The organism is Effusibacillus dendaii, from assembly GCF_015097055.1.
In the GTDB taxonomy this organism is placed as follows: Bacteria; Bacillota; Bacilli; order Tumebacillales; family Effusibacillaceae; genus Effusibacillus; species Effusibacillus dendaii.
Map to the genome: position 1 here is coordinate 1,550,001 of NZ_AP023366.1, position 17,732 is coordinate 1,567,732.

Here is a 17,732-nt window from a genome sequence, read left to right on the forward strand (position 1 = left end):
TCAAGGGTTGCGCTCGTTGCGGGACTTAACCCAACATCTCACGACACGAGCTGACGACAACCATGCACCACCTGTCTCCGCTGCCCCGAAGGGAAGGTCTATCTCTAAACCGGTCAGCGGGATGTCAAGCCCTGGTAAGGTTCTTCGCGTTGCTTCGAATTAAACCACATGCTCCACTGCTTGTGCGGGCCCCCGTCAATTCCTTTGAGTTTCAGTCTTGCGACCGTACTCCCCAGGCGGAGTGCTTACTGTGTTGACTTCGGCACTGATGGGTGGACCCCACCAACACCTAGCACTCATCGTTTACGGCGTGGACTACCAGGGTATCTAATCCTGTTTGCTCCCCACGCTTTCGCGCCTCAGCGTCAGTTATCGGCCAGCAAGGCGCCTTCGCCACTGGTGTTCCTCCACATCTCTACGCATTTCACCGCTACACGTGGAATTCCCCTTGCCTCTCCGATCCTCAAGCCATCCAGTATCCAGGGCCATCCCGGGGTTGAGCCCCGGGCTTTCACCCCAGACTTAAATGGCCGCCTGCGCGCGCTTTACGCCCAGTAATTCCGGACAACGCTTGCCACCTACGTATTACCGCGGCTGCTGGCACGTAGTTAGCCGTGGCTTCCTCCTTGGGTACCGTCACGCCATGAGCATTCCCTCTCTCAGCCATTCGTCCCCAAAGACAGAGTTTTACAACCCGAAGGCCTTCTTCACTCACGCGGCGTTGCTCCATCAGGCTTGCGCCCATTGTGGAAGATTCCCTACTGCTGCCTCCCGTAGGAGTCTGGGCCGTGTCTCAGTCCCAGTGTGGCCGTTCACCCTCTCAGGTCGGCTACGCATCGTCGCCTTGGTGAGCCGTTACCCCACCAACTAGCTAATGCGCCGCGGGCCCATCTGTCAGTGATGCCGTAGCACCTTTTACAACCCTTAGATGCCTAAAGGCTGATTATCCGGTATTAGCACCCGTTTCCAGGCGTTATCCCAGTCTGTCAGGCAGGTTACCCACGTGTTACTCACCCGTCCGCCGCTGGCTTCCAGAGAGCAAGCTCTCTTTCCGCCCGCGCGACTTGCATGTATTAGGCACGCCGCCAGCGTTCGTCCTGAGCCAGGATCAAACTCTTATATCATGGATGATATACTCCGCGTTGCCAACAGGACGTTGGCGCTCTTAGCGGAGCCACCTCTGTGAATGGATCCCGTTCCGCAGGAATCGGGATTTCCTTAAGAATCCATCTGGCTCCCTACACGATTCAGTTTTCAAAGAACGACTGCCACCTTTGGTGGCTTAGCGTTGCTTGTGCCCCTCGGGTGCTTGTGCCCTTTGGGTACAAAGAACGACTCGTTGTGCTTCCCAAAAGCAGCGACAAACATGATCTTAACAGATTCAAACGCCCAAAACAAGTGGAAGTTTTTATCTTTTTTCGTGCCGCTCGCTCACGGCGACAAGGGATATAGTATCATGATCGACAGTTTGGATCAATCGTTTTTGCAAAACAAAGCGAAACAAAATCTTGGCTTTAGATGCACGCATACAATTCAATCTCTGGATTTCTCCTTATTTCTTATCACTTTAAAGAGGCAGCATAATCAAAAAGTGACCCGGGCATCCTACTAAAACTAAGCTCAAGAGGGGCCGCGTGAAATTCCCGCGTACCCCATCCAATTTTCGCATCTATAAAACGGAGAACCAAAACGGAGAACGACGAACAACACATATCTTCAATAAAAATAGTTTTTCCTTTCTAAAATAGGCTGTTTCCGAAAGCAGACTATCTCCCTTTGAAATTAGGCGATCTCTTTTCAATAAACGCCTGCACACCTTCTTTATGATCTTCCGTTGTACGAATCATGGCTTGCGTCATCCGTTCCGTTTCCAAAATCGCCGCCAAATCAGCCATCAACGATTTGTTTGCGATTTTCTTAATCATTCCGATCGAACGGCTGGGGCCATTCGCTAATTTTTGTGCATAACTCAGCGCCTCTTCCATCAATCGGTTGGCAGGATACAATCGATTGACCATTCCCCAATTCAATGCGGTCTGGGCATCAATCGGTTCCGCATTGAAAAGCAGTTCTTTCGCCCGATACAATCCGATCGTACGGGGCAGGAAAAATAGGCCTCCGCCGTCCGCTATAAGACCTACCTTCGAGAAACTGAGCACAAATTTGCTGTCTTCCGCCGCTAAAATGTTGTCACAGGCCAGCGCCAAACAAACTCCCGCTCCTGCCGCATACCCATGAACCGCCGCTACAATCGGCACTTCCAGTTCGCTCATGGCTGTCACCAGTCGATTTAAACGCCCAACATGATCATATGTAAGCAGCGGCGTGCTCCCTTGGCCCATTCCTTTCACATCGCCGCCCGCACTGAAAGCACGTCCTGCACCGGACAATAAAACCGCTCGCACCCCTTCATTTTTTCTTGCATATTCCACCGCTTCCAACATGCCTTCCATCATATCCGGACTGAACGCATTTAAAGATTCCGGACGATTCAACGTAAGGCATAATACATTCCCATCTTGCTTTGCAATCAAATCTTGCCTCTTCATTGTGATCCCCCCCTCTGAATACGTTTTCATTATAGCGGAAATTTTCTGAAAATAAAACGATCCTGTTTGACACTTCAAAATTCTTTCGAGAAGATGAATTTATAAAGAAGAAAGCTCTGCAAAAAGAAATTTGGGAGAAGGAGGCGACATGATGGTCATTGAAATTTGTGAAACCAATGAAACACGAATGTGGATTCCGGACATCCGAGCGATGTTGCCAGACGCGGAAATTGTCGTTTATTCCTGTCTTGACCACTGCAATGCCTGTTATCTCACGTTTTTCACTTATGTAGACGGCGAATTGCTGGAAGCCTATACACCTCAACACCTGCTGCAAAAACTGAAACACATCGCGGATTCAACACCCCCCTAAAATCCCCCTAAACCTGCGGTTATTTTATGAACCGGCTTGTCATATGTTGTGACGAGGGGGAATCGCAATGGATCGCTTTTTCTCAACGATTGTGCTTGATTTTTTTGTAGCGCTCGGACTTGTAATCGGCGGTTCACTGGTAGGAGCAGTGGGGGCGATGTTGACTCATCATCCGCCTATGAAAACCATGCTGGATCTTGCCGACCAATTAAAAATATGGGCATTGGTGGCCGCCCTAGGCGGTTCGATGGACGCAATCAAAATCATCGGCGACGGCGTCTGGTACCTGAAATTCAACCCGGTCGTCAAACAGTTTGCCTATCTGATTGCTGCCTTCCTCGGCTGTCAGGTAGGATTTTATTTGGTAAAATGGATCGCTTCCGAACGGGGTATCTAATGGAGCGCTTGGCATTGTTTCTGGTCGGAATGCTGTGCGGGGCCACACTGATTGTTGCCGTGAAGGGTCATGACATGGATCTTCTTTATCTGCAAATGGGGAAACTGCGCGCGGAGAACAACCAACTGCAAGAAGAAGTCGATACTTTGAAAAAAAGTTTGTTAGACAAACAGAAACAGAGCAAAGTTCATAAAATTGAGGTCACCGTAACAGCACCCGATGAGTTTACCAAGCTGGCCATCACAAAGTATGCGAAAGATCATCTGCGTATTCTGTTAGACAGGGACTTAAACAGTTTGAAAGCGAACCCCCAACTGGTCATCGGACTTGTAGACGGCCGTTTTTTTACCATTGAAAACCAGTCCTATCAACTAAAAGTCCAAATCCTCGTCATTGACGAAACCATCCATATGTGGATAGAGGGGATCAAGCAAGCGGCTCCTACTTAATCCCCCTCCCGATCCGTATCTTCCCACTCTGCTTCGTCATCGTCCGCCAAGCCAGGCGAATGCTGCATGACTCCGATCGTCAATGAACTCTGGTTCGTAAGCGAACCGATATGCAGGGTTCCAATCTGGTATGTCACATTCACAGATGCAATACCTCCAAATAACGCACACGCTGCTCAAACGATTGGAGCTGCGCCTCAATGTCGCGCCAGCGCTGTTCCAAATTTTGCAGACTGTCTCTCACCTCCTGCATATTTTGCTCTACCTGCTGGAGGCGTTGCTTGATTGATTTACGGCCTTCCCCGCCACCTCCCGCTTGATCACCGCTTGTTTGTATGCGAGTATCCATTTCGTCTCCCATATGAACCCCCAAATCCAAAATCCCGTTTTGAATGCTTTCCACTGTCAGATTTTCAATATAATATTCGATCGAACCGGACTTGCCGGATTGCTGCAATTTTTTTAGTTCCTCTTCGATCGTTTCGAGCCTTTTTTGAAGACTTAGAATTTCTTCGTACCACGCCGGATAGATGGCCGTTCACCCCCCATCTATTCGAAATCGATCGGAATCGTATTGTCTTTCAAATCGGCATTTTGATCTGTATCTTTGATCATGCGAACTTCCAATATACCCTGTCGATAGGCGGCTCTTACTTTGTTCGGAAGTACACGAACGGGCAGCTGAATCTCCCGTTCAAACGAACTTTGCCGTTCCGACATCAAAAATTGGTCCCGTGCCACCCCGGGATATCGGTTGCCTTGGTTTCCTTTTATATGAAGGCGATTCGATTCCACAGCGATTTTGACATCGGAGCTTTTTTCTATACCGGGCGCCTCAATTACGGCCACCAATTCGTTTTTGGACTGGTACAGATCGACGCGCGGGTAGCCGGAAGACATCCCGTTAAACATGTTTTGCATCGGAAACCCTGCATTCGGCATCAGAGGGTTTCCGTCAAACAGGTTGCCAAGATTGGGCATGTTGCCGTTTTGCGAACCCATTACAGTTTTCAGGAAATCCTCGCCGAACATTTTTTGGAACTGTTCTCCCAGTTGTCCCAATTGACGCAACGAATCCATCGGATTTGTATTCATAGGCATCACTCCCTGCATTACAGTATGCAGGCGAACATCTTGTTGTGATAAATGAATACACTGCAGAAAAACCGAAAGGAGGCGCCTGCATGTTTTTCGCGATTACGCAATTGCTGCATCGTACACGAAACCTGCAGCGTTGGAATGAGACCGTGATTGCTTCGCTCCCCGCTGTTCCCAAAGAAATTACCGCTTCCAGCACACAGAGGGCAGCGTATTTAAGCGGCCGAAAACGGGTCTTCACCGATTTTGCCACAGCAGCCTCCAAGCTGGAACATGCGATCCTGCGTTCCGGATTCACTCTTTTTTCGCAACTCTCTTTTGAAGTACGCCATCTCGAATACCTGACGCTTCATGAAGTAAAGGAACTGTCCGACTATCTGGTTCGGCTGATTCGCCTCTACCCGTCGGTCAAACCCATCTATTCCCGATTGATTCAGACACTGACCCAGATTGCCGAAGAAATGCATGCTCACAACATAACGACCTCCTAATCAGGAGGCCGTCTGTCAAACGCGCGATTTTTTGATTTTGGAAAAGAATCCATTTACAAACAGCATCAGCAGAATATAGATGATCAGAAACGCAACCACCCATGGGGTATACAACCCAAACAGACCGGCCGTTCCGACGCCTCCTGAAAGAAACAGCATGAGAAGAACGAAAATAACCAAAAATACAATCATCCAACGCGCCAAATTAGAGAATCGCTGCGCCCGGTTCTTCATTCGCCCTCCTCCTCTTGATATGGACTTTTCCCCTCTGTCATCGTCCCTGTTATTGCTTCACTTTATGTTCCCGTTCCCGAAATCGAAACGGCGGTAAAGCGGAAAACAGGGATTCGTGGAATTCTCCCTCATCGCATATAGTAAGTAAACGAAGTTCTGCGATGGAAAAGAGGGATGTGATGGCATACGATGATCCGTTTTACACCCTGCTTCCCGCACCACCATTAGGAAAATTTGATCCCTGCTACCAAACCTGGAAAAACACCTGCCGTTTGGCCTGGGAACGGGCAATGGTATGTCGAATGTACGGAGACGATTCACCCTCCTGCCAGGCCGCACAAGAACGCTATTTTGAAGCTGCCCGTCGGTATTCCGCTTGTTTGGACGACACATGGGGCCAAAACGAATTCTAAAAAACAGGTCCCGATGCAGGTGGAGAGGTAAAAAAGTTTCCGTTTGGCGGCGTTTCTTCCGTTGCCATTCCTTCCGGAACCTGTACGATCACATCGGCTGGAGAAGGAGCGGTTGGAACAGGCCCCTCAACCGCAGGCAAAGTCGGCACAACTGGCGCAGGCAGCACGGGAGGCGCCTCCGTAATATCATACGATTCGGCATACATTCGAATCAGTCCGCTGCTTCCGATTTGTACAACAGATGCGGTCCCAACCGTATTAATTGTCAAATGACCGATATGAATGTTCTGAACGATTTTCATTTCATTCCCTCACTACAAACCGGCCACATTGGCATCCACCAAATCCTGGTCGTTCGTGTTCGTGGAACTGACCACATTGTACGTGGACGGAAAATCCCCCGTGTTAAACGAACCGGAACCGGCATACGTTTTAGACGCCGCTTTTGGCGCTATGATGAGAACATCTCCTACATGAACCACACCGCTGCTCCCCACGCTGATCACTTTTAGGGCGCCAAGGATTGCTGGCATTTAAATTCCTCCTTGGGGCTCAATCGTGTTTTTATTCTAGTGTACGTAACAGTCTCCGCTTTTGTACCGATTGGCAAGCGATTTCATATGATAAACCAAAAAACGAAAGGCGGAATATATCCATGCCAGCACTTCTAGGCGGAATTCGCATCATAACCGTTTCCACTGCGGGAGTATTTCAGGTAGGAGATACGGCTGTCATTGCCCCCAAAGAAACGGGGAAACTGTATACCGGTTCGGGTACCTTCTCAACCGGTGATGGAGCGAGCACATTCACATTGTTCAGCAACACCAACACAAACGACCCTGACTTTGTCGATACGGATGTTTGGGGAGTGAAATAAAAAAGATGCCGCTTTTAAGAGACCGTCCAAAGATTACTCAAGTGCAGGGAATGAAAGTGACGCTGATTTTGCTGTCAGGAGTACTGCAAGTGGGAGACACCCGACTCGTGGAACCGTTTTATCAATCTTTCACTGCCGGGGGATCGCGCGGTGCAGCCAGTTTTATCACGCGTGCCCGTCACATCCATTCCGCCACCCGACTTCACTATAACAACCAGACGGATCATCAAATTTCGGATGATAATCTGCTGAACGATCAATGGTATGACCAGATTTTAAAAGAGATCGAAGAGGAGAGCAAAAATGGCCGTCCAGATTAACATGCAGGTACAAAACGGCGACATTCAAGTCGGTTATATCAAAATAAACGCGGTTTCCAACTCGGCGGTTGTCATATTAGGCGATGCCGAGACAATCACCCCCACCGCCATTGCTACTTCTCGCGGCGTTATAGGGCCGCTTTTGGCTCCAGTCGTGGCTCCTGGCGGCGGCCCTGTCGGGTAAATAGGTTGTTCCACAAAAATAGACAGATGTCCGTTTCTTCTCCTCCACCCTGCGCATTTACTGAAGTGAACAATCACAAAGGAGGAATTTTCATGGACGGATACGGGGTTTTCGGAGGCTATACCCGGTGGGCAGTCGTGTTCTTGATTATCTTTGTACTGTTTATTCTGCTGGTACCGACCACTACCACCGTTTGCACGACGCAACCGGTTTACTGAGAGCAAAATTTCACATGCGCCAGAGATCCGTTGATGCGGGTCTCTATTTGTATAAAAAGCAAACCCGGTTAATCAAAACCGGGCCTTTTTCTCATATGGGGTTACACTTGCAGACTGCTAAAATTATTGTTGTCAAAACTTAAAGTATCAATCGCATCCAAATCCATAATGAAATAGGTGATGACCGGCAGACATACGATACTGTCCGCGTAAACAGTATTTCCATTGTTCAATTTAGATTTGTTGGTGTTTTGGACAATATTGACGCCCAGTGCGATGGACGCGCCTTGTGCCACAGTGTTGGATGTGAGGAACCCTAACCAAATTCCGACCGCCATGGCGATCCTCCTTGTACCCTTTGATTACCCTTGTCCTCCTGTAAGGTTTGGTGTATGGATATTCGTTAATTCGATAAGTCTGTATACACGTTTACATGATTGTTAAAACGGCCCCAGTAAGAAATTATCCATCTGAAACGCAGGCGTATCCACCCAGTCAGGGTCGAAATTTGCCTTGACAATGCCGGGCATCCATGCGATCTTGCCGTTTGTACAGAGGGTCCCTTCGTTTATCTTGCGAATCGAACTGTTCGTTACAAAATTAACCCCTGTAGCAACCGTGGCATCTTGCGAACAGCGGTTGACCATAATCCCGCCGATTCGAACCCTTACATCCATTCCAGATCTCCCCTTTCACCATTCCCCATATTGTATACTTCAATCGGCGGTTCTGTGTCGGTGAACCGATTGACGGACTCCCACATAGAATGACATGAGCCTATATCGAAACGAACGGATCACATTCATGGGGAGGAGGTTGTCGGATGAACGTATCGATCACGATCAATATCGGAACGATCAAAGTGATCTCGATGACAACGGCAAGTACCATTGCGATCGGCAAAAGCGGCGTCTCCAACCGCAACAACAGCAAATCAAACACTGGGCCGACAACAACAACAGACGGTAATGTATATATGCCAGTCGGAACGCAAGTCAATTATGATCCGGATCACATGGACACTCCCGAATGGGGAGGAGACAACATTGTTAACGCTTCGGCACTTTAGATAAACGGACATTTCACACTCGGTTTACGAGCAGCGAATATGTAAGACAAACTTTTCCCATAGTCAGAGCAGCCTCATATAAGGCAAAAGACCGAAGATGTCTTCGGCCTTTTGCAAAATTTGATCAATAGACTGGGACCGTTTTGCAAACTGTCGCAGCCCCTGCCCCATACGGAACCAACAGGAAGAACAATACAAAAATGATCAAGAATACAACTGCCCATTGCGTGTAATAACCAAACGTGCCGTACATTGTTTATAACCTCCTTAGGGTGTTATGAAAAACCATCCACAGTTCTAGTTAATGCGGTCTGCAAGTCACTCGAAACGGACAATAACCTACAGTAAAATAACCCATTTTATCCGCATTGCACATCAAGACCGTCCGTTTTTCCTGCCCAGCAGCACCCCATAAGAAAGATACTTCGCACAACGGGACATAAGTCGCAGATTGCGTTCAAACATTTTTTTCACGTCAGGATCTCGATACACATCTTCGTCCACCTGTTGAAAAGGATCCGGGTAATCAAAACTCCCGGCTTTTACAAAATCGCCCGGTACCGCAACCGGTTTCCATACACCCGTGGTTTCAAAATCCGCATTTACGAGCAATTTGAGCCACTCCTTTTGCGTCGGAACCTGCTTGACTCCGTACAATTCCGAAATGGCCCGTTTGACCGGACGGGGCAACAATTTGTTGGCCATCATCTCTCGGTCATAGAGCCGGCCGCCCGGTCGCAATACACGTCGATATTCGGGGAGAGCCCGTTTGGCATCCACAAACACCGTAACCGATTCAAGCAAAAGGATATCGAACTGATTGGCCGGAAACGGCAGGTCGCAGGCATCTCCTTCCACCCATCGTACAAACACCCGCTGGCGCTGCGCCCGAAATCTCGCTTTCCGAAGCATCGCCGGACGAATATCCAACGCCGTCACATCATACCCTTGACCTGCCAAATAGCAGGCGGTTCTGCCCGTTCCGCAGCCCACCTCCAAAATCTTGCTGCCAGGTAAAAAAGAAACATCTTTCAAAAAATCGATTGTTGCGGCAAATCCACCTGGATGCGCACTGCCGACTCCCTGTTTGGCTAATAAATCCTGATAATCCATATCCGCTCTCCCCTCTCGCTATCCGTCGCCCTTTTTTCTAATACATTCAAAAGCACAAATGCCCGTTACGGTCAGACGCCTAAGGCAAAACGCCTATCTTTGCCGATTCCTCAAAAAATCAGCACTAGCGGAACGCTTGGACATTTGTCCGTTCGTAGAATGATAGCAAACGATACCAAAGGAGGATTCGCATGGCGGTCACGTATGAACACGCCCGGCAGTTTATCGGGCAGCCGGTTATAGCACATTGCCAATCGGGAAGATATTACGGAATTGTGCACAGAGTAACCCGTGACGGTATTTGGCTGCAGCCGCTGCCGCAAAGAGGAGTTCCGGTAAACGGAAGCGCGGCGGAACAAAATGCGGTTACAGCCGACCAACCTGACAAAACGGACTTCGAACAGGTGTATTACCCTTACTATGGGTATGGGTATTACAGACCTTTTGCCCCTTTGTTCTTTCTCCCATTTTTCACATTATTGGCGCTGGCGCCGTTCTTCTTGTGGTAAAAAAATCAGTTACAGGAAAAAAGACCAACGAAAGGCCTCATCTGGCTTCATTCGTCGGTCTTTTTAAACCGTTATCAATTGGTTATGGATGATCTGCTTGACCTCTTCCTTGCAGATTTCCAGATCGGTTGCATCTATCCGCTGAAACGGACCGTGATACTGCTGCATCGAATGAGCATAGCGCGGATCGTAATATTTCACAAGGAGGATTTCGGCCAACTGATCGTACCGATACTCTTCAATGTACTGCCAAGCGAATTTACGGTCATCCGGCGGCAACTTTTTTTCAATCGATTGCAGAGCATGTGTTACTTTTTCATGAAAGTCCGGATCGTCGACCACATACTGGTCAAGCGTCCTCTCTACCCGAACAGACAAAGGCGCTTCCAGCAGAATATGCAGCCCCGCTTCTTTTGCCTCAACCAAAAAATCAGGCATATTGACACGGCCAATCCGCTTGCTTTCCGCTTCGATAATCAGATAGGGCGCGCCCTTCAATTCTTCAAGCCTGTCCAATAGCAAAGAGTCAAACATGCGCTGATTGCGTGGGTGTTCCCCAATAGAGCCGAAAGCGGAACCTTTATGCCCCGCCATTCCCTCCAGATCGACGACAGGTTCCCCATCATCCGCCAAACGTTTCAACAATTCCGTTTTCCCGGTGCCGGTCATGCCGTGGATCACCACACACCTTGCGCTCAGTTGAAAATGGGCCAACCGTTCCGTCACTGTCTCCCGATACGCGCGATAGCCACCTTCCAAACGCAGGGCTGGGATTCCCAACAGGTCAAGAACCGTTGCAACGCTTTTGCTGCGCATGCCACCCCGCCAACAATAAACCACAGGCTGCGTATCAACGGCCGCTTGCTGAATCTGTTTGACCAGATCAGGAAGTTTGCTGGACACAATTTGCAAACCCAACTCTTTTGCCTGCCCCTGGCCAACCTGCTTATAAACGGTTCCTACGCGGGCCCGTTCTTCATTATTCAAGAGTGGTATGTTTACAGCACCCGGAATGTGCGACTCCTGGTACTCACCTTCCGAACGCACATCAATCAGGGTGATCCCCTGTCTTCGTTCAATATCTTCATACTTGACATCTCGCGACAATGCCATTCATCCCTTTATGTGTCTTTTCCCCATTATACCGAAATAACGACAAATTCCAACATCAGACTGGTACGCCTTGTCCCCCATTTTCATATCTTATAGTACATCCCCGAAAGGAGGTCCCAAGTTGTTTTCATCCGAACGTTTGCTGAAAGCCGCTGTACTTCTGTACCTGCTTTCGGCGTTTATTGGCAGTTTCTTATTGATTCTCTTGCTGCGGATCGGGGTGTTCGATTACCAGCTTCGCGGATTGCCCGACATATATACATTGAAAAATTACTTCTGTTACGCCTTTTCCGGAGCAATTGGAGGAACGTTATATTGTCTGCGGCTGTTCTATTGGCATAATATCCAAGGGCTGTTAAATATCCGCAAATGGTGGATCTGGTATGGACTGCGTCCAATTATGAGCGCCGGAACAGCCGTTATGTTTGTTCTTTTGCTAAAAAGCGGACTGTTGTTTCTGCAAATTTCCGATTCAATAGCCCCGTCGATCGGCCTCGCCTTTCTCGTTGGATATGGATTCGGCAAAGTAATGGATAAGTTGGATGGTGTAACCGAAACACTGTTTAATGGTCACTCAACAACCACTCCGGTGAAAGAACCTTGCAGAGAGAACCCGATTCATGTTTCACCTACAACAAACACCGATTCCCCCGACCTCGACCAACCAATGGAACAACTGAAAGAGAAAGAAAACCGTTAAACGGATTATTCTACTCAAAAAAACGTGCGATTTCCGCCAGTATCATTCGATCCGGATACTCAGCCGCCTGTTGCCGACAGAACTCGGTAAAATCTTCGAATGACTCGGCGGGAATCGTCACTTTCACCTGTTTGTCCTCATCCTCCATATCTTCACCATAACGAATGACGAGCGTCTCCTCCCCATCCGTCAAATCATCCCACCATTCTTTCCGAAACGCGATGTCAAATCCCCGTCCTTCGTGGCGCACCCCCATTATCACAAGCGGGCCTGTCCCGTCACGGCCTGCCGCCCAACGGATCGACAGTTCTTTGTACTCCGCCCCAAGGCCCAGCCATTTTTCGATAATGGCTGCCGCATCGGGAATCTGGATCACCAACTGGTCTTCTTCATGCTTCAACTGTTTCGGGTATACCAACATACCAATCCCTCCTGTGCCAATCCTTTCCATTATAGAATACCCACCGGCATAGTGCTATAATAGCAATGACTGACAGAAATCAACCGTACCGAGGTGACATTTGTGGCAAAGAAAAATCGGCCGCAAGCCTATCAGCCAAAGCCGCAAACAACCGATAAACCTGCTACCCTCAAGGATCTGCTGAACGAAGAAACGCTTGCCAAATTAAAAAGCCAACAGGCGGAACTGCAGGCAGAAGAAGACAGACGTCAAGCGGAAAAACGGCTGCAGGAAGAAGCTGCCCGCAAGGCGGAACAAAAGCGACTGGAAAACGATTTTGAATATCTTCTCAAAAACAGCAACCAAGATTGGCGCAAATATAAATAATTCATTACATAGGATAGGTGATATCAGATGGATTGCATTTTTTGCAAAATTGTAAAGGGAGAAATCCCTTCCAAAAAAGTGTACGAGGACGAGCACGTGGTAGCGTTTCACGACATCAATCCAATCGCTCCGGTGCACATACTGACGATCCCGAAAAAACACATTTCGTCTCTGATGGCAATTGAGCCGGAAGACAAGGAACTGATCGGGCACATTCATTTGGGATTGCAAAACGTAGCCAAAGAAATGGGTGTGGCTGAATCCGGATTCCGCGTCATTACGAACATTGGGACGCACGGACAGCAAACTGTTTTTCACATTCACTATCACTTGATTGGTGGCCGCCAACTCGAATGGAAAGCGTAAACAGAGGTTGACCGCAACTATGGCGAGCGGAAAAATGCTGAGTCAAATGACTGTGGAAGAATTGAAAGAAGAAATGGATCGTCTGAAAGAACGCGGGCAACAATTGTTTGACGAGGGCGATTATAGCGAAGCGATGGTTGTTCGCACTCGCTGGTATCTGGCGGCTTCTTATCTGATGGATGCACAATCGATTGAAATTGGGGGCCAATTTTTTATTGAAGGAGAACCGGGCGGCGTATTTACCGTTTCCCATATTGACGGTGTCATGGCGCACGGCCGAATATCCAACAACCCATTCCCCGTGGCCTACCCGATTGCGATGCTGACGAAGGAGCCGCCTGTGTAACGGTGTAACAGCGTTCCAAAAACCATAAACCGGTTCTCACGGCTGATTTTTGGCCACGATTGAGAGCCGGTTTCTGCTTGAGTTTAAATTTGTAGTCCAGTAAAGTCATTCGCATCATAAGCGGGCAAATCGAAAAGATCAGAGTCCGCATTGATAAGATGTGAAATTCGGGTACCCGTGAATCCTCCTGATACCGTCAAGGCGCCATTGTTTTGTTTGGTCGAATTCCGATTTTGGATGATGTTTATCCCCAGGCCCGTACATCCACCTTGCGTTATAGTATTTGATTTAACGAATCCAAACCACAAACTTACCGGGACCAGCATCCTATTCTCCTCGCTTTAACTATTTTTCATTTACCTATACTTGTGGGCCGGCAAAGTCTTGCGCATCAAAGGTGGTCATATCTTGTGCGTCTTGATCTCCATTTAAATTCATACCGAACCCTATCCAGTTAACTCCATCACCAATCGTAATGCTGCCGTTGTTTTGTTTTGTCGAGTTCCGATTTTGAAATACGTTTTGTCCAAACCCGACTGAACTGCCTTGCGTAAGTTGATCGTTTTTAAAAAAACCGAATGTAAATAATGCCGGCATTGGTTCTCCCCCCAAGTCCCTTGTATAATATGCAAAACCAAGACTGTTCGCCCGTAATATTACACTTCATGGCTAACTTTTATCCCCAAAACTGAGGAAAGCAAACGATGGACGACCTTAGGTGGCTTAAAGCACAAAATCTTATACATTTGTATTTTTATGGCTCCCACCGGTTTGGTCAGCTTTAACTTTGCAGTCGTCAATCACCCGTTTTGGAATTATTTTTAAAGCGAACATGATACTTAACGGTACAATAATTGCATTATTCAGGGACCCCAAACGGGAATAAAGTCGGGAATCAAATCAATCGGACTAAACGCATAAGCGACAACACAGACAGCGAAAAATTTTGCAAACCAAGGTGTGCGATTATCCTTATAAGCCAAATAAAGTACAAAAAGTTTCCTTTCTAACTGTTTCGCCCACGCCTTTAATTTACCAAACAAGAATTCCCCCACTCCTTGTATAGACAATCACCCCCATTTTACTATGCGTTACTGCCCGACCGTATTCCGGATATCACCTTTTTCCAATCCTTTTTTATAGAGGAATTTTTCGTTAGTGAGGGAGTTGGGCATTCTATAAGGATTCGAAGTGGACACTTCTGTGAGCCACGTTACTTCCATTTTAGCGTTCGCTCTCTAAAATGAAGTTCAGGCATAAGTCGTGCCAAGGCACCATAGGTGCCAGGTCACGCTATATACCCAGAGGGCATAAGTCGTGCCAAGGCACCATAGGTGCCAGGTCACGCTATAAAGGAGAATGTTTGGATGACTCAAGCAATGAAGAATAGGGTATTTCGTCGGATGTACGCCCCCGATCGACTCACCCTTGGTGTCTTTATGTCAATTGAGGCTTTCGATGGTGACCCTGCTTTGCAGGAGGATCAGGAACGAATCGCGAAAATGGCGGATGAGAGCGGGTTTACTGCCCTGTGGGTTCAGGATGTGTCGTTGTGGGACCCAAACTTTGGAGATGTGCGGAATAAGTACGACTCTTTCGTGTACCTGACGTATTTGATGAGCCTGACAAAACGGACCGCGCTGGCCACCGCGTCTACTGTGCTTACCCACCGGCACCCACTGCGCCTGGCCAAAGAGACAAACACGTTGGACCAGCTTTCGGGCGGACGATTTGTGATGGGAATGTCTTCCGGCGACAGGCCGATTGACTTCGCCGGATACGGGTTGGATCCCGAGACACGAAGCGCCCGATTTCGTGACGCGTTCGATTTTTATAAGCGGCTCACCACACAGCCTTACACGGGTGTCTCTTCTCCGCTCGGAACAGTACCACCCGGCGAAATGGTTCCACAGGCGCTCTCCTACGTTCCTACCCTTGTCGTTGGACAGGCGCAGCAAACGATGGACTGGATTGCCGAACACAGTGACGGGTGGATGAACTATGCGCGTCCGCTGTACATGCAGTCGCATGCAATCAAGGAGTTTCGCACGAAAGTCGAGCAATACGCGCCAGGCGTGTTCAAACCGTTTAGTCAGCCTTTATTTCTCAACCTGGTAGAAGATCCGAAAGCAGACCCGATCCCTATTCGTTTTGGCTTCACAACCGGGCGAGAGTTTCTGCTTGAACATTTGGAAGAAATGCGATCCGCCGGTATCAATCATGTGGTGATTGCTCCCCAGAAGGAAGCGACGCGGCCTGCGCTGGAAGTTCTGCAGGAGATTGCGGAAGAGGTTTTGCCTCATTTTCCTGCGCATGAGTAAAATGCTACAATTGGAAAAGTGGGATTTGTGCATAAACAAAGAAACATGAAAAGGAGGTCGGTTTCGATGAGCGATAAAGAGAGCGCAGGACGTCGTGAGTTGGCGACGTTCGCCGGAGGATGCTTTTGGTGCATGGTCACACCATTTGAAGAACTGCCAGGGATTTATGGAATCGTGTCCGGCTACACGGGCGGCCATACGGTAAACCCCACCTATGAAGAGGTGTGCTCCGAAACTACCGGGCATGCGGAAGCGGTGCAGATCACTTTTGATCCTGATGTGTTTCCTTACCGCAAACTGCTCGACCTCTTCTGGCGGCAAATCGACCCTACCGATTCGGGGGGCCAGTTTTATGACCGGGGCGAGTCGTACCGTACGGCTATTTTTTACCACAACGAGGAACAAAAAAGGCTTGCAGAGAAGTCCAAACAGGAACTCAGCGAAAGCGGACGATTTGATAAACCGATTGTGACGGAAATCGTACCCGCTGGACCTTTTTACCCAGCGGAAGAGTATCATCAGGATTTCCACCAAAAAAATCCAGCTCACTACAAAAGATACCGCCAGGGTTCCGGGCGAGACGCTTTTATCGAACGGCATTGGTCGCTGCGCAAAAACGAGCAGGAACTCCGCAAACGGCTGACACCCATGCAGTACGCGGTCACGCAAGAAAATGCCACGGAGCCTCCTTTCCAAAATGAGTTTTGGAACCACAAACAGGAGGGCATCTACGTGGACATCGTCTCGGGCGAGCCGCTGTTCAGTTCTTTGGACAAGTTTGATTCCGATTGCGGATGGCCCAGTTTTACCAAGCCGCTGCACAGTTCCAGCATCAAAGGACGAACGGATACCAGTCATGGCATGGTGCGGATGGAAGTGCGCAGCCAACAGGCCGACTCCCACCTCGGCCATGTATTTAACGACGGGCCCGGCCCGAATGGCCTGCGTTTTTGTATCAACTCCGCCGCTCTCCGTTTTATTCCGAAAGAAGATTTGGAGAAGGAAGGGTATGGGGAGTACGTGCACTTTTTTACACGTTCATGACAGGAAAGCTCCTTGCATCAACAGCAGGGAGTTTTTTTGTCCGGTTTTCTCTTCACCTCAGATGACTATTTTACCAAGGATGAAATCCGCTTTTTGAATGGTTTGTTAACGCTTCTCAACAAACAGTAAGATGAATGTCGCCAGGGGACCTAATAATAAAGAAAGCAAAAACCAATTGAGTCCGGTTCTATTCTTAGACTGGGCTAAACCTGCGTTAATTAGGGCCAATGTCCCCCACCCAACAAAATATTGCTGCTCCATTTCGATTCCTCCCTTTGACACTCCACACGGCTAAAGCTGGGATTCTTGGTAGCATTCCCATACCTGGGAGTTCCGCCTTGCGGCTCCAAGCGATCCCCGTGTGTCCCACGGTTGAGTCCGCATAGGCGGACGTGCTGGGAAGGTGCAAGCCTTCGCGCAGGATGTTTCTCGCGGCGTTGACATCCCGATTATGGGTGGCGCCAAATTGTGGGCATGTCCATTCGCAGACAGACAAGTCCTTGGTCTCACTATTGCGGTGCCCGCATTGGGAGCAAAGCTGGCTCGACGGGAATGTGGGCGAAACGATTACCGCCTGCCGCCCGTACCATGCGGCTTTGTACTCCAACTGCCGCCGGAATTCCGACCAACTGGCGTCGGCGATGCTTTTCGCCAGTCGGTGATTTTGCTGCATGTTCTGCACTCGCAAATCTTCCAAGCTGATCACTTGGTTCTCGCGAATCAGCCGGGTGGATAGCTTGTGCAGAAAATTCTGGCGGCAA

General features: G+C 48.8%; 33 protein-coding genes, 1 rRNA gene and 1 pseudogene (1 of these 35 only partly in view). 17 read left to right on the plus strand and 18 right to left on the minus strand.

What is annotated here, in order from left to right:
- Both skT53_RS08435 and skT53_RS08440 read right to left on the minus strand, forming a co-directional pair.
- Positions 1 to 1,124 (minus strand): 16S ribosomal RNA (locus skT53_RS08435); it reaches 425 nt to the left of the window's first position.
- A 642-nt stretch (positions 1,125 to 1,766) separates the two neighbouring features.
- A complete protein-coding gene (locus skT53_RS08440; RefSeq protein WP_200760637.1) occupies positions 1,767 to 2,549 on the minus strand; it encodes an enoyl-CoA hydratase/isomerase family protein in 783 nt (260 codons plus the stop codon).
- A gap of 151 nt (positions 2,550 to 2,700) precedes the next feature.
- On the opposite strand from skT53_RS08440, the gene skT53_RS08445 reads away from it, so the two are divergent.
- The 3 genes from skT53_RS08445 to skT53_RS08455 all read left to right on the plus strand — a co-directional run bounded on the left by skT53_RS08445 (position 2,701) and on the right by skT53_RS08455 (position 3,768).
- Entirely contained in the window at positions 2,701 to 2,922 is a 222-nt protein-coding gene (locus skT53_RS08445; protein WP_200760638.1) for a DUF1450 domain-containing protein, read from the plus strand.
- A 67-nt stretch (positions 2,923 to 2,989) separates the two neighbouring features.
- Positions 2,990 to 3,319 (plus strand): YtrH family sporulation protein, encoded by a 330-nt coding sequence (locus tag skT53_RS08450; RefSeq protein ID WP_200760639.1) that lies wholly within the window; start codon positions 2,990 to 2,992, stop codon positions 3,317 to 3,319.
- Positions 3,319 to 3,768 carry a sporulation membrane protein YtrI gene (locus skT53_RS08455; RefSeq protein ID WP_200760640.1) on the plus strand — a complete coding sequence of 150 codons (450 nt, stop codon included), beginning with the start codon at positions 3,319 to 3,321 and terminating at the stop codon, positions 3,766 to 3,768. The genes skT53_RS08450 and skT53_RS08455 overlap by 1 nt, the downstream gene beginning before the upstream one ends.
- Here skT53_RS08455 and skT53_RS08460 read toward each other — a convergent pair.
- The 3 genes from skT53_RS08460 to skT53_RS08470 form a co-directional block, all read right to left on the minus strand.
- Entirely contained in the window at positions 3,765 to 3,911 is a 147-nt protein-coding gene (locus skT53_RS08460) for a hypothetical protein (RefSeq protein ID WP_200760641.1), read from the minus strand. The genes skT53_RS08455 and skT53_RS08460 overlap by 4 nt on opposite strands.
- On the minus strand, positions 3,908 to 4,225 hold the full coding sequence (locus tag skT53_RS08465; protein WP_200760642.1) for a hypothetical protein: 318 nt from the start codon (positions 4,223 to 4,225) through the stop codon (positions 3,908 to 3,910). The genes skT53_RS08460 and skT53_RS08465 overlap by 4 nt, the downstream gene beginning before the upstream one ends.
- A 92-nt stretch (positions 4,226 to 4,317) precedes the next feature.
- Positions 4,318 to 4,863, minus strand: a complete 546-nt coding sequence (locus skT53_RS08470; RefSeq protein WP_200760643.1) for an Hsp20/alpha crystallin family protein — start codon at positions 4,861 to 4,863, stop codon at positions 4,318 to 4,320.
- Positions 4,864 to 4,952: 89 nt separating this feature from the next.
- Between skT53_RS08470 and skT53_RS08475 the strand changes: the two genes are divergently transcribed.
- Positions 4,953 to 5,357, plus strand: coding sequence for a hypothetical protein (locus skT53_RS08475; RefSeq protein WP_200760644.1), 405 nt, complete (start codon positions 4,953 to 4,955; stop codon positions 5,355 to 5,357).
- 15 nt (positions 5,358 to 5,372) lie between these two features.
- On the opposite strand, the gene skT53_RS08480 is transcribed toward skT53_RS08475, so the two are convergent.
- Positions 5,373 to 5,591 carry a hypothetical protein gene (locus skT53_RS08480; protein ID WP_200761063.1) on the minus strand — a complete coding sequence of 73 codons (219 nt, stop codon included), beginning with the start codon at positions 5,589 to 5,591 and terminating at the stop codon, positions 5,373 to 5,375.
- Between the two features lie 179 nt (positions 5,592 to 5,770).
- Between skT53_RS08480 and skT53_RS08485 the strand changes: the two genes are divergently transcribed.
- Positions 5,771 to 6,004 (plus strand): hypothetical protein, encoded by a 234-nt coding sequence (locus skT53_RS08485; protein ID WP_200760645.1) that lies wholly within the window; start codon positions 5,771 to 5,773, stop codon positions 6,002 to 6,004.
- On the opposite strand, the gene skT53_RS08490 is transcribed toward skT53_RS08485, so the two are convergent.
- Complete coding sequence (locus tag skT53_RS08490; RefSeq protein ID WP_200760646.1) at positions 6,001 to 6,306, minus strand: spore germination protein GerPB; 306 nt, start codon at positions 6,304 to 6,306, stop codon at positions 6,001 to 6,003. The genes skT53_RS08485 and skT53_RS08490 overlap by 4 nt on opposite strands.
- Positions 6,307 to 6,318: 12 nt before the next feature.
- Complete coding sequence (locus skT53_RS08495; RefSeq protein WP_200760647.1) at positions 6,319 to 6,537, minus strand: spore germination protein; 219 nt, start codon at positions 6,535 to 6,537, stop codon at positions 6,319 to 6,321.
- A 122-nt stretch (positions 6,538 to 6,659) separates the two neighbouring features.
- Between skT53_RS08495 and skT53_RS08500 the strand changes: the two genes are divergently transcribed.
- From skT53_RS08500 to skT53_RS18845, 4 genes are all read left to right on the plus strand, one after another.
- Positions 6,660 to 6,881: a spore germination protein gene (locus skT53_RS08500; RefSeq protein ID WP_200760648.1), complete on the plus strand. Its 222-nt coding sequence runs from the start codon at positions 6,660 to 6,662 to the stop codon at positions 6,879 to 6,881.
- 5 nt (positions 6,882 to 6,886) lie between these two features.
- Positions 6,887 to 7,201 carry a hypothetical protein gene (locus tag skT53_RS08505; protein ID WP_200760649.1) on the plus strand — a complete coding sequence of 105 codons (315 nt, stop codon included), beginning with the start codon at positions 6,887 to 6,889 and terminating at the stop codon, positions 7,199 to 7,201.
- Positions 7,185 to 7,385 carry a spore gernimation protein GerPD gene (locus skT53_RS08510; protein ID WP_200760650.1) on the plus strand — a complete coding sequence of 67 codons (201 nt, stop codon included), beginning with the start codon at positions 7,185 to 7,187 and terminating at the stop codon, positions 7,383 to 7,385. Before skT53_RS08505 ends, skT53_RS08510 begins: the two co-directional genes overlap by 17 nt.
- Positions 7,386 to 7,477: 92 nt before the next feature.
- On the plus strand, positions 7,478 to 7,603 hold the full coding sequence (locus skT53_RS18845) for a hypothetical protein (RefSeq protein WP_264176006.1): 126 nt from the start codon (positions 7,478 to 7,480) through the stop codon (positions 7,601 to 7,603).
- 101 nt (positions 7,604 to 7,704) lie between these two features.
- On the opposite strand, the gene skT53_RS08515 is transcribed toward skT53_RS18845, so the two are convergent.
- Positions 7,705 to 7,941 carry a hypothetical protein gene (locus skT53_RS08515; protein WP_200760651.1) on the minus strand — a complete coding sequence of 79 codons (237 nt, stop codon included), beginning with the start codon at positions 7,939 to 7,941 and terminating at the stop codon, positions 7,705 to 7,707.
- A 102-nt stretch (positions 7,942 to 8,043) separates the two neighbouring features.
- A complete protein-coding gene (locus skT53_RS08520; protein WP_200760652.1) occupies positions 8,044 to 8,280 on the minus strand; it encodes a hypothetical protein in 237 nt (78 codons plus the stop codon).
- 146 nt (positions 8,281 to 8,426) lie between these two features.
- On the opposite strand from skT53_RS08520, the gene skT53_RS08525 reads away from it, so the two are divergent.
- The gene (locus skT53_RS08525) at positions 8,427 to 8,672 is read left to right on the plus strand and encodes a hypothetical protein (RefSeq protein ID WP_200760653.1); all 246 of its coding nucleotides are present in this window, start codon (positions 8,427 to 8,429) and stop codon (positions 8,670 to 8,672) included.
- Between the two features lie 124 nt (positions 8,673 to 8,796).
- On the opposite strand, the gene skT53_RS18850 is transcribed toward skT53_RS08525, so the two are convergent.
- Positions 8,797 to 8,925 (minus strand): hypothetical protein, encoded by a 129-nt coding sequence (locus skT53_RS18850; protein WP_264176007.1) that lies wholly within the window; start codon positions 8,923 to 8,925, stop codon positions 8,797 to 8,799.
- Positions 8,926 to 9,047: 122 nt separating this feature from the next.
- Complete coding sequence (locus tag skT53_RS08530; protein ID WP_200760654.1) at positions 9,048 to 9,785, minus strand: class I SAM-dependent methyltransferase; 738 nt, start codon at positions 9,783 to 9,785, stop codon at positions 9,048 to 9,050.
- 191 nt (positions 9,786 to 9,976) lie between these two features.
- Here skT53_RS08530 and skT53_RS08535 point away from each other — a divergent pair, with 191 nt between their 5' ends.
- On the plus strand, positions 9,977 to 10,294 hold the full coding sequence (locus skT53_RS08535; protein WP_200760655.1) for a hypothetical protein: 318 nt from the start codon (positions 9,977 to 9,979) through the stop codon (positions 10,292 to 10,294).
- A 63-nt stretch (positions 10,295 to 10,357) separates the two neighbouring features.
- Here skT53_RS08535 and mnmH read toward each other — a convergent pair whose 3' ends face one another.
- Positions 10,358 to 11,401 (minus strand): tRNA 2-selenouridine(34) synthase MnmH, encoded by a 1,044-nt coding sequence (mnmH, locus tag skT53_RS08540; RefSeq protein WP_200760656.1) that lies wholly within the window; start codon positions 11,399 to 11,401, stop codon positions 10,358 to 10,360.
- Positions 11,402 to 11,528: 127 nt separating this feature from the next.
- On the opposite strand from mnmH, the gene skT53_RS08545 reads away from it, so the two are divergent.
- The gene (locus tag skT53_RS08545) at positions 11,529 to 12,107 is read left to right on the plus strand and encodes a hypothetical protein (RefSeq protein WP_200760657.1); all 579 of its coding nucleotides are present in this window, start codon (positions 11,529 to 11,531) and stop codon (positions 12,105 to 12,107) included.
- A gap of 10 nt (positions 12,108 to 12,117) precedes the next feature.
- Here skT53_RS08545 and skT53_RS08550 read toward each other — a convergent pair whose 3' ends face one another.
- Positions 12,118 to 12,528 (minus strand): hypothetical protein, encoded by a 411-nt coding sequence (locus skT53_RS08550; protein ID WP_200760658.1) that lies wholly within the window; start codon positions 12,526 to 12,528, stop codon positions 12,118 to 12,120.
- A gap of 102 nt (positions 12,529 to 12,630) precedes the next feature.
- On the opposite strand from skT53_RS08550, the gene skT53_RS08555 reads away from it, so the two are divergent.
- From skT53_RS08555 to skT53_RS08565, 3 genes are read left to right on the plus strand one after another with little or no spacing between them, the layout of a single operon-like run.
- Positions 12,631 to 12,894 carry a YqkE family protein gene (locus tag skT53_RS08555; protein WP_200760659.1) on the plus strand — a complete coding sequence of 88 codons (264 nt, stop codon included), beginning with the start codon at positions 12,631 to 12,633 and terminating at the stop codon, positions 12,892 to 12,894.
- 27 nt (positions 12,895 to 12,921) lie between these two features.
- Positions 12,922 to 13,260 (plus strand): histidine triad nucleotide-binding protein, encoded by a 339-nt coding sequence (locus skT53_RS08560; protein WP_200760660.1) that lies wholly within the window; start codon positions 12,922 to 12,924, stop codon positions 13,258 to 13,260.
- Between the two features lie 19 nt (positions 13,261 to 13,279).
- A complete protein-coding gene (locus skT53_RS08565) occupies positions 13,280 to 13,606 on the plus strand; it encodes a DUF1811 family protein (RefSeq protein ID WP_200760661.1) in 327 nt (108 codons plus the stop codon).
- Positions 13,607 to 13,966: 360 nt separating this feature from the next.
- Here skT53_RS08565 and skT53_RS08570 read toward each other — a convergent pair whose 3' ends face one another.
- Together skT53_RS08570 and skT53_RS19155 are read right to left on the minus strand one after the other, a co-directional pair.
- A complete protein-coding gene (locus tag skT53_RS08570) occupies positions 13,967 to 14,203 on the minus strand; it encodes a hypothetical protein (RefSeq protein ID WP_200760662.1) in 237 nt (78 codons plus the stop codon).
- Positions 14,204 to 14,469: 266 nt separating this feature from the next.
- Entirely contained in the window at positions 14,470 to 14,661 is a 192-nt protein-coding gene (locus skT53_RS19155; protein ID WP_404828960.1) for a YkvA family protein, read from the minus strand.
- A gap of 312 nt (positions 14,662 to 14,973) precedes the next feature.
- On the opposite strand from skT53_RS19155, the gene skT53_RS08580 reads away from it, so the two are divergent.
- Positions 14,974 to 15,927, plus strand: coding sequence for a TIGR03571 family LLM class oxidoreductase (locus skT53_RS08580; RefSeq protein ID WP_200760663.1), 954 nt, complete (start codon positions 14,974 to 14,976; stop codon positions 15,925 to 15,927).
- A gap of 66 nt (positions 15,928 to 15,993) precedes the next feature.
- Positions 15,994 to 16,971, plus strand: coding sequence for a peptide-methionine (S)-S-oxide reductase MsrA (gene msrA / locus skT53_RS08585; RefSeq protein WP_200760664.1), 978 nt, complete (start codon positions 15,994 to 15,996; stop codon positions 16,969 to 16,971).
- Positions 16,972 to 17,076: 105 nt separating this feature from the next.
- Here msrA and skT53_RS08590 read toward each other — a convergent pair whose 3' ends face one another.
- Both skT53_RS08590 and skT53_RS08595 read right to left on the minus strand, forming a co-directional pair.
- Entirely contained in the window at positions 17,077 to 17,232 is a 156-nt protein-coding gene (locus skT53_RS08590) for a hypothetical protein (protein ID WP_200760665.1), read from the minus strand.
- A 133-nt stretch (positions 17,233 to 17,365) separates the two neighbouring features.
- Positions 17,366 to 17,731 (minus strand): annotated as a pseudogene (locus tag skT53_RS08595) (RNA-guided endonuclease TnpB family protein); the annotation flags it as partial.
- Between the last annotated feature and the right edge of the window lies 1 nt (position 17,732).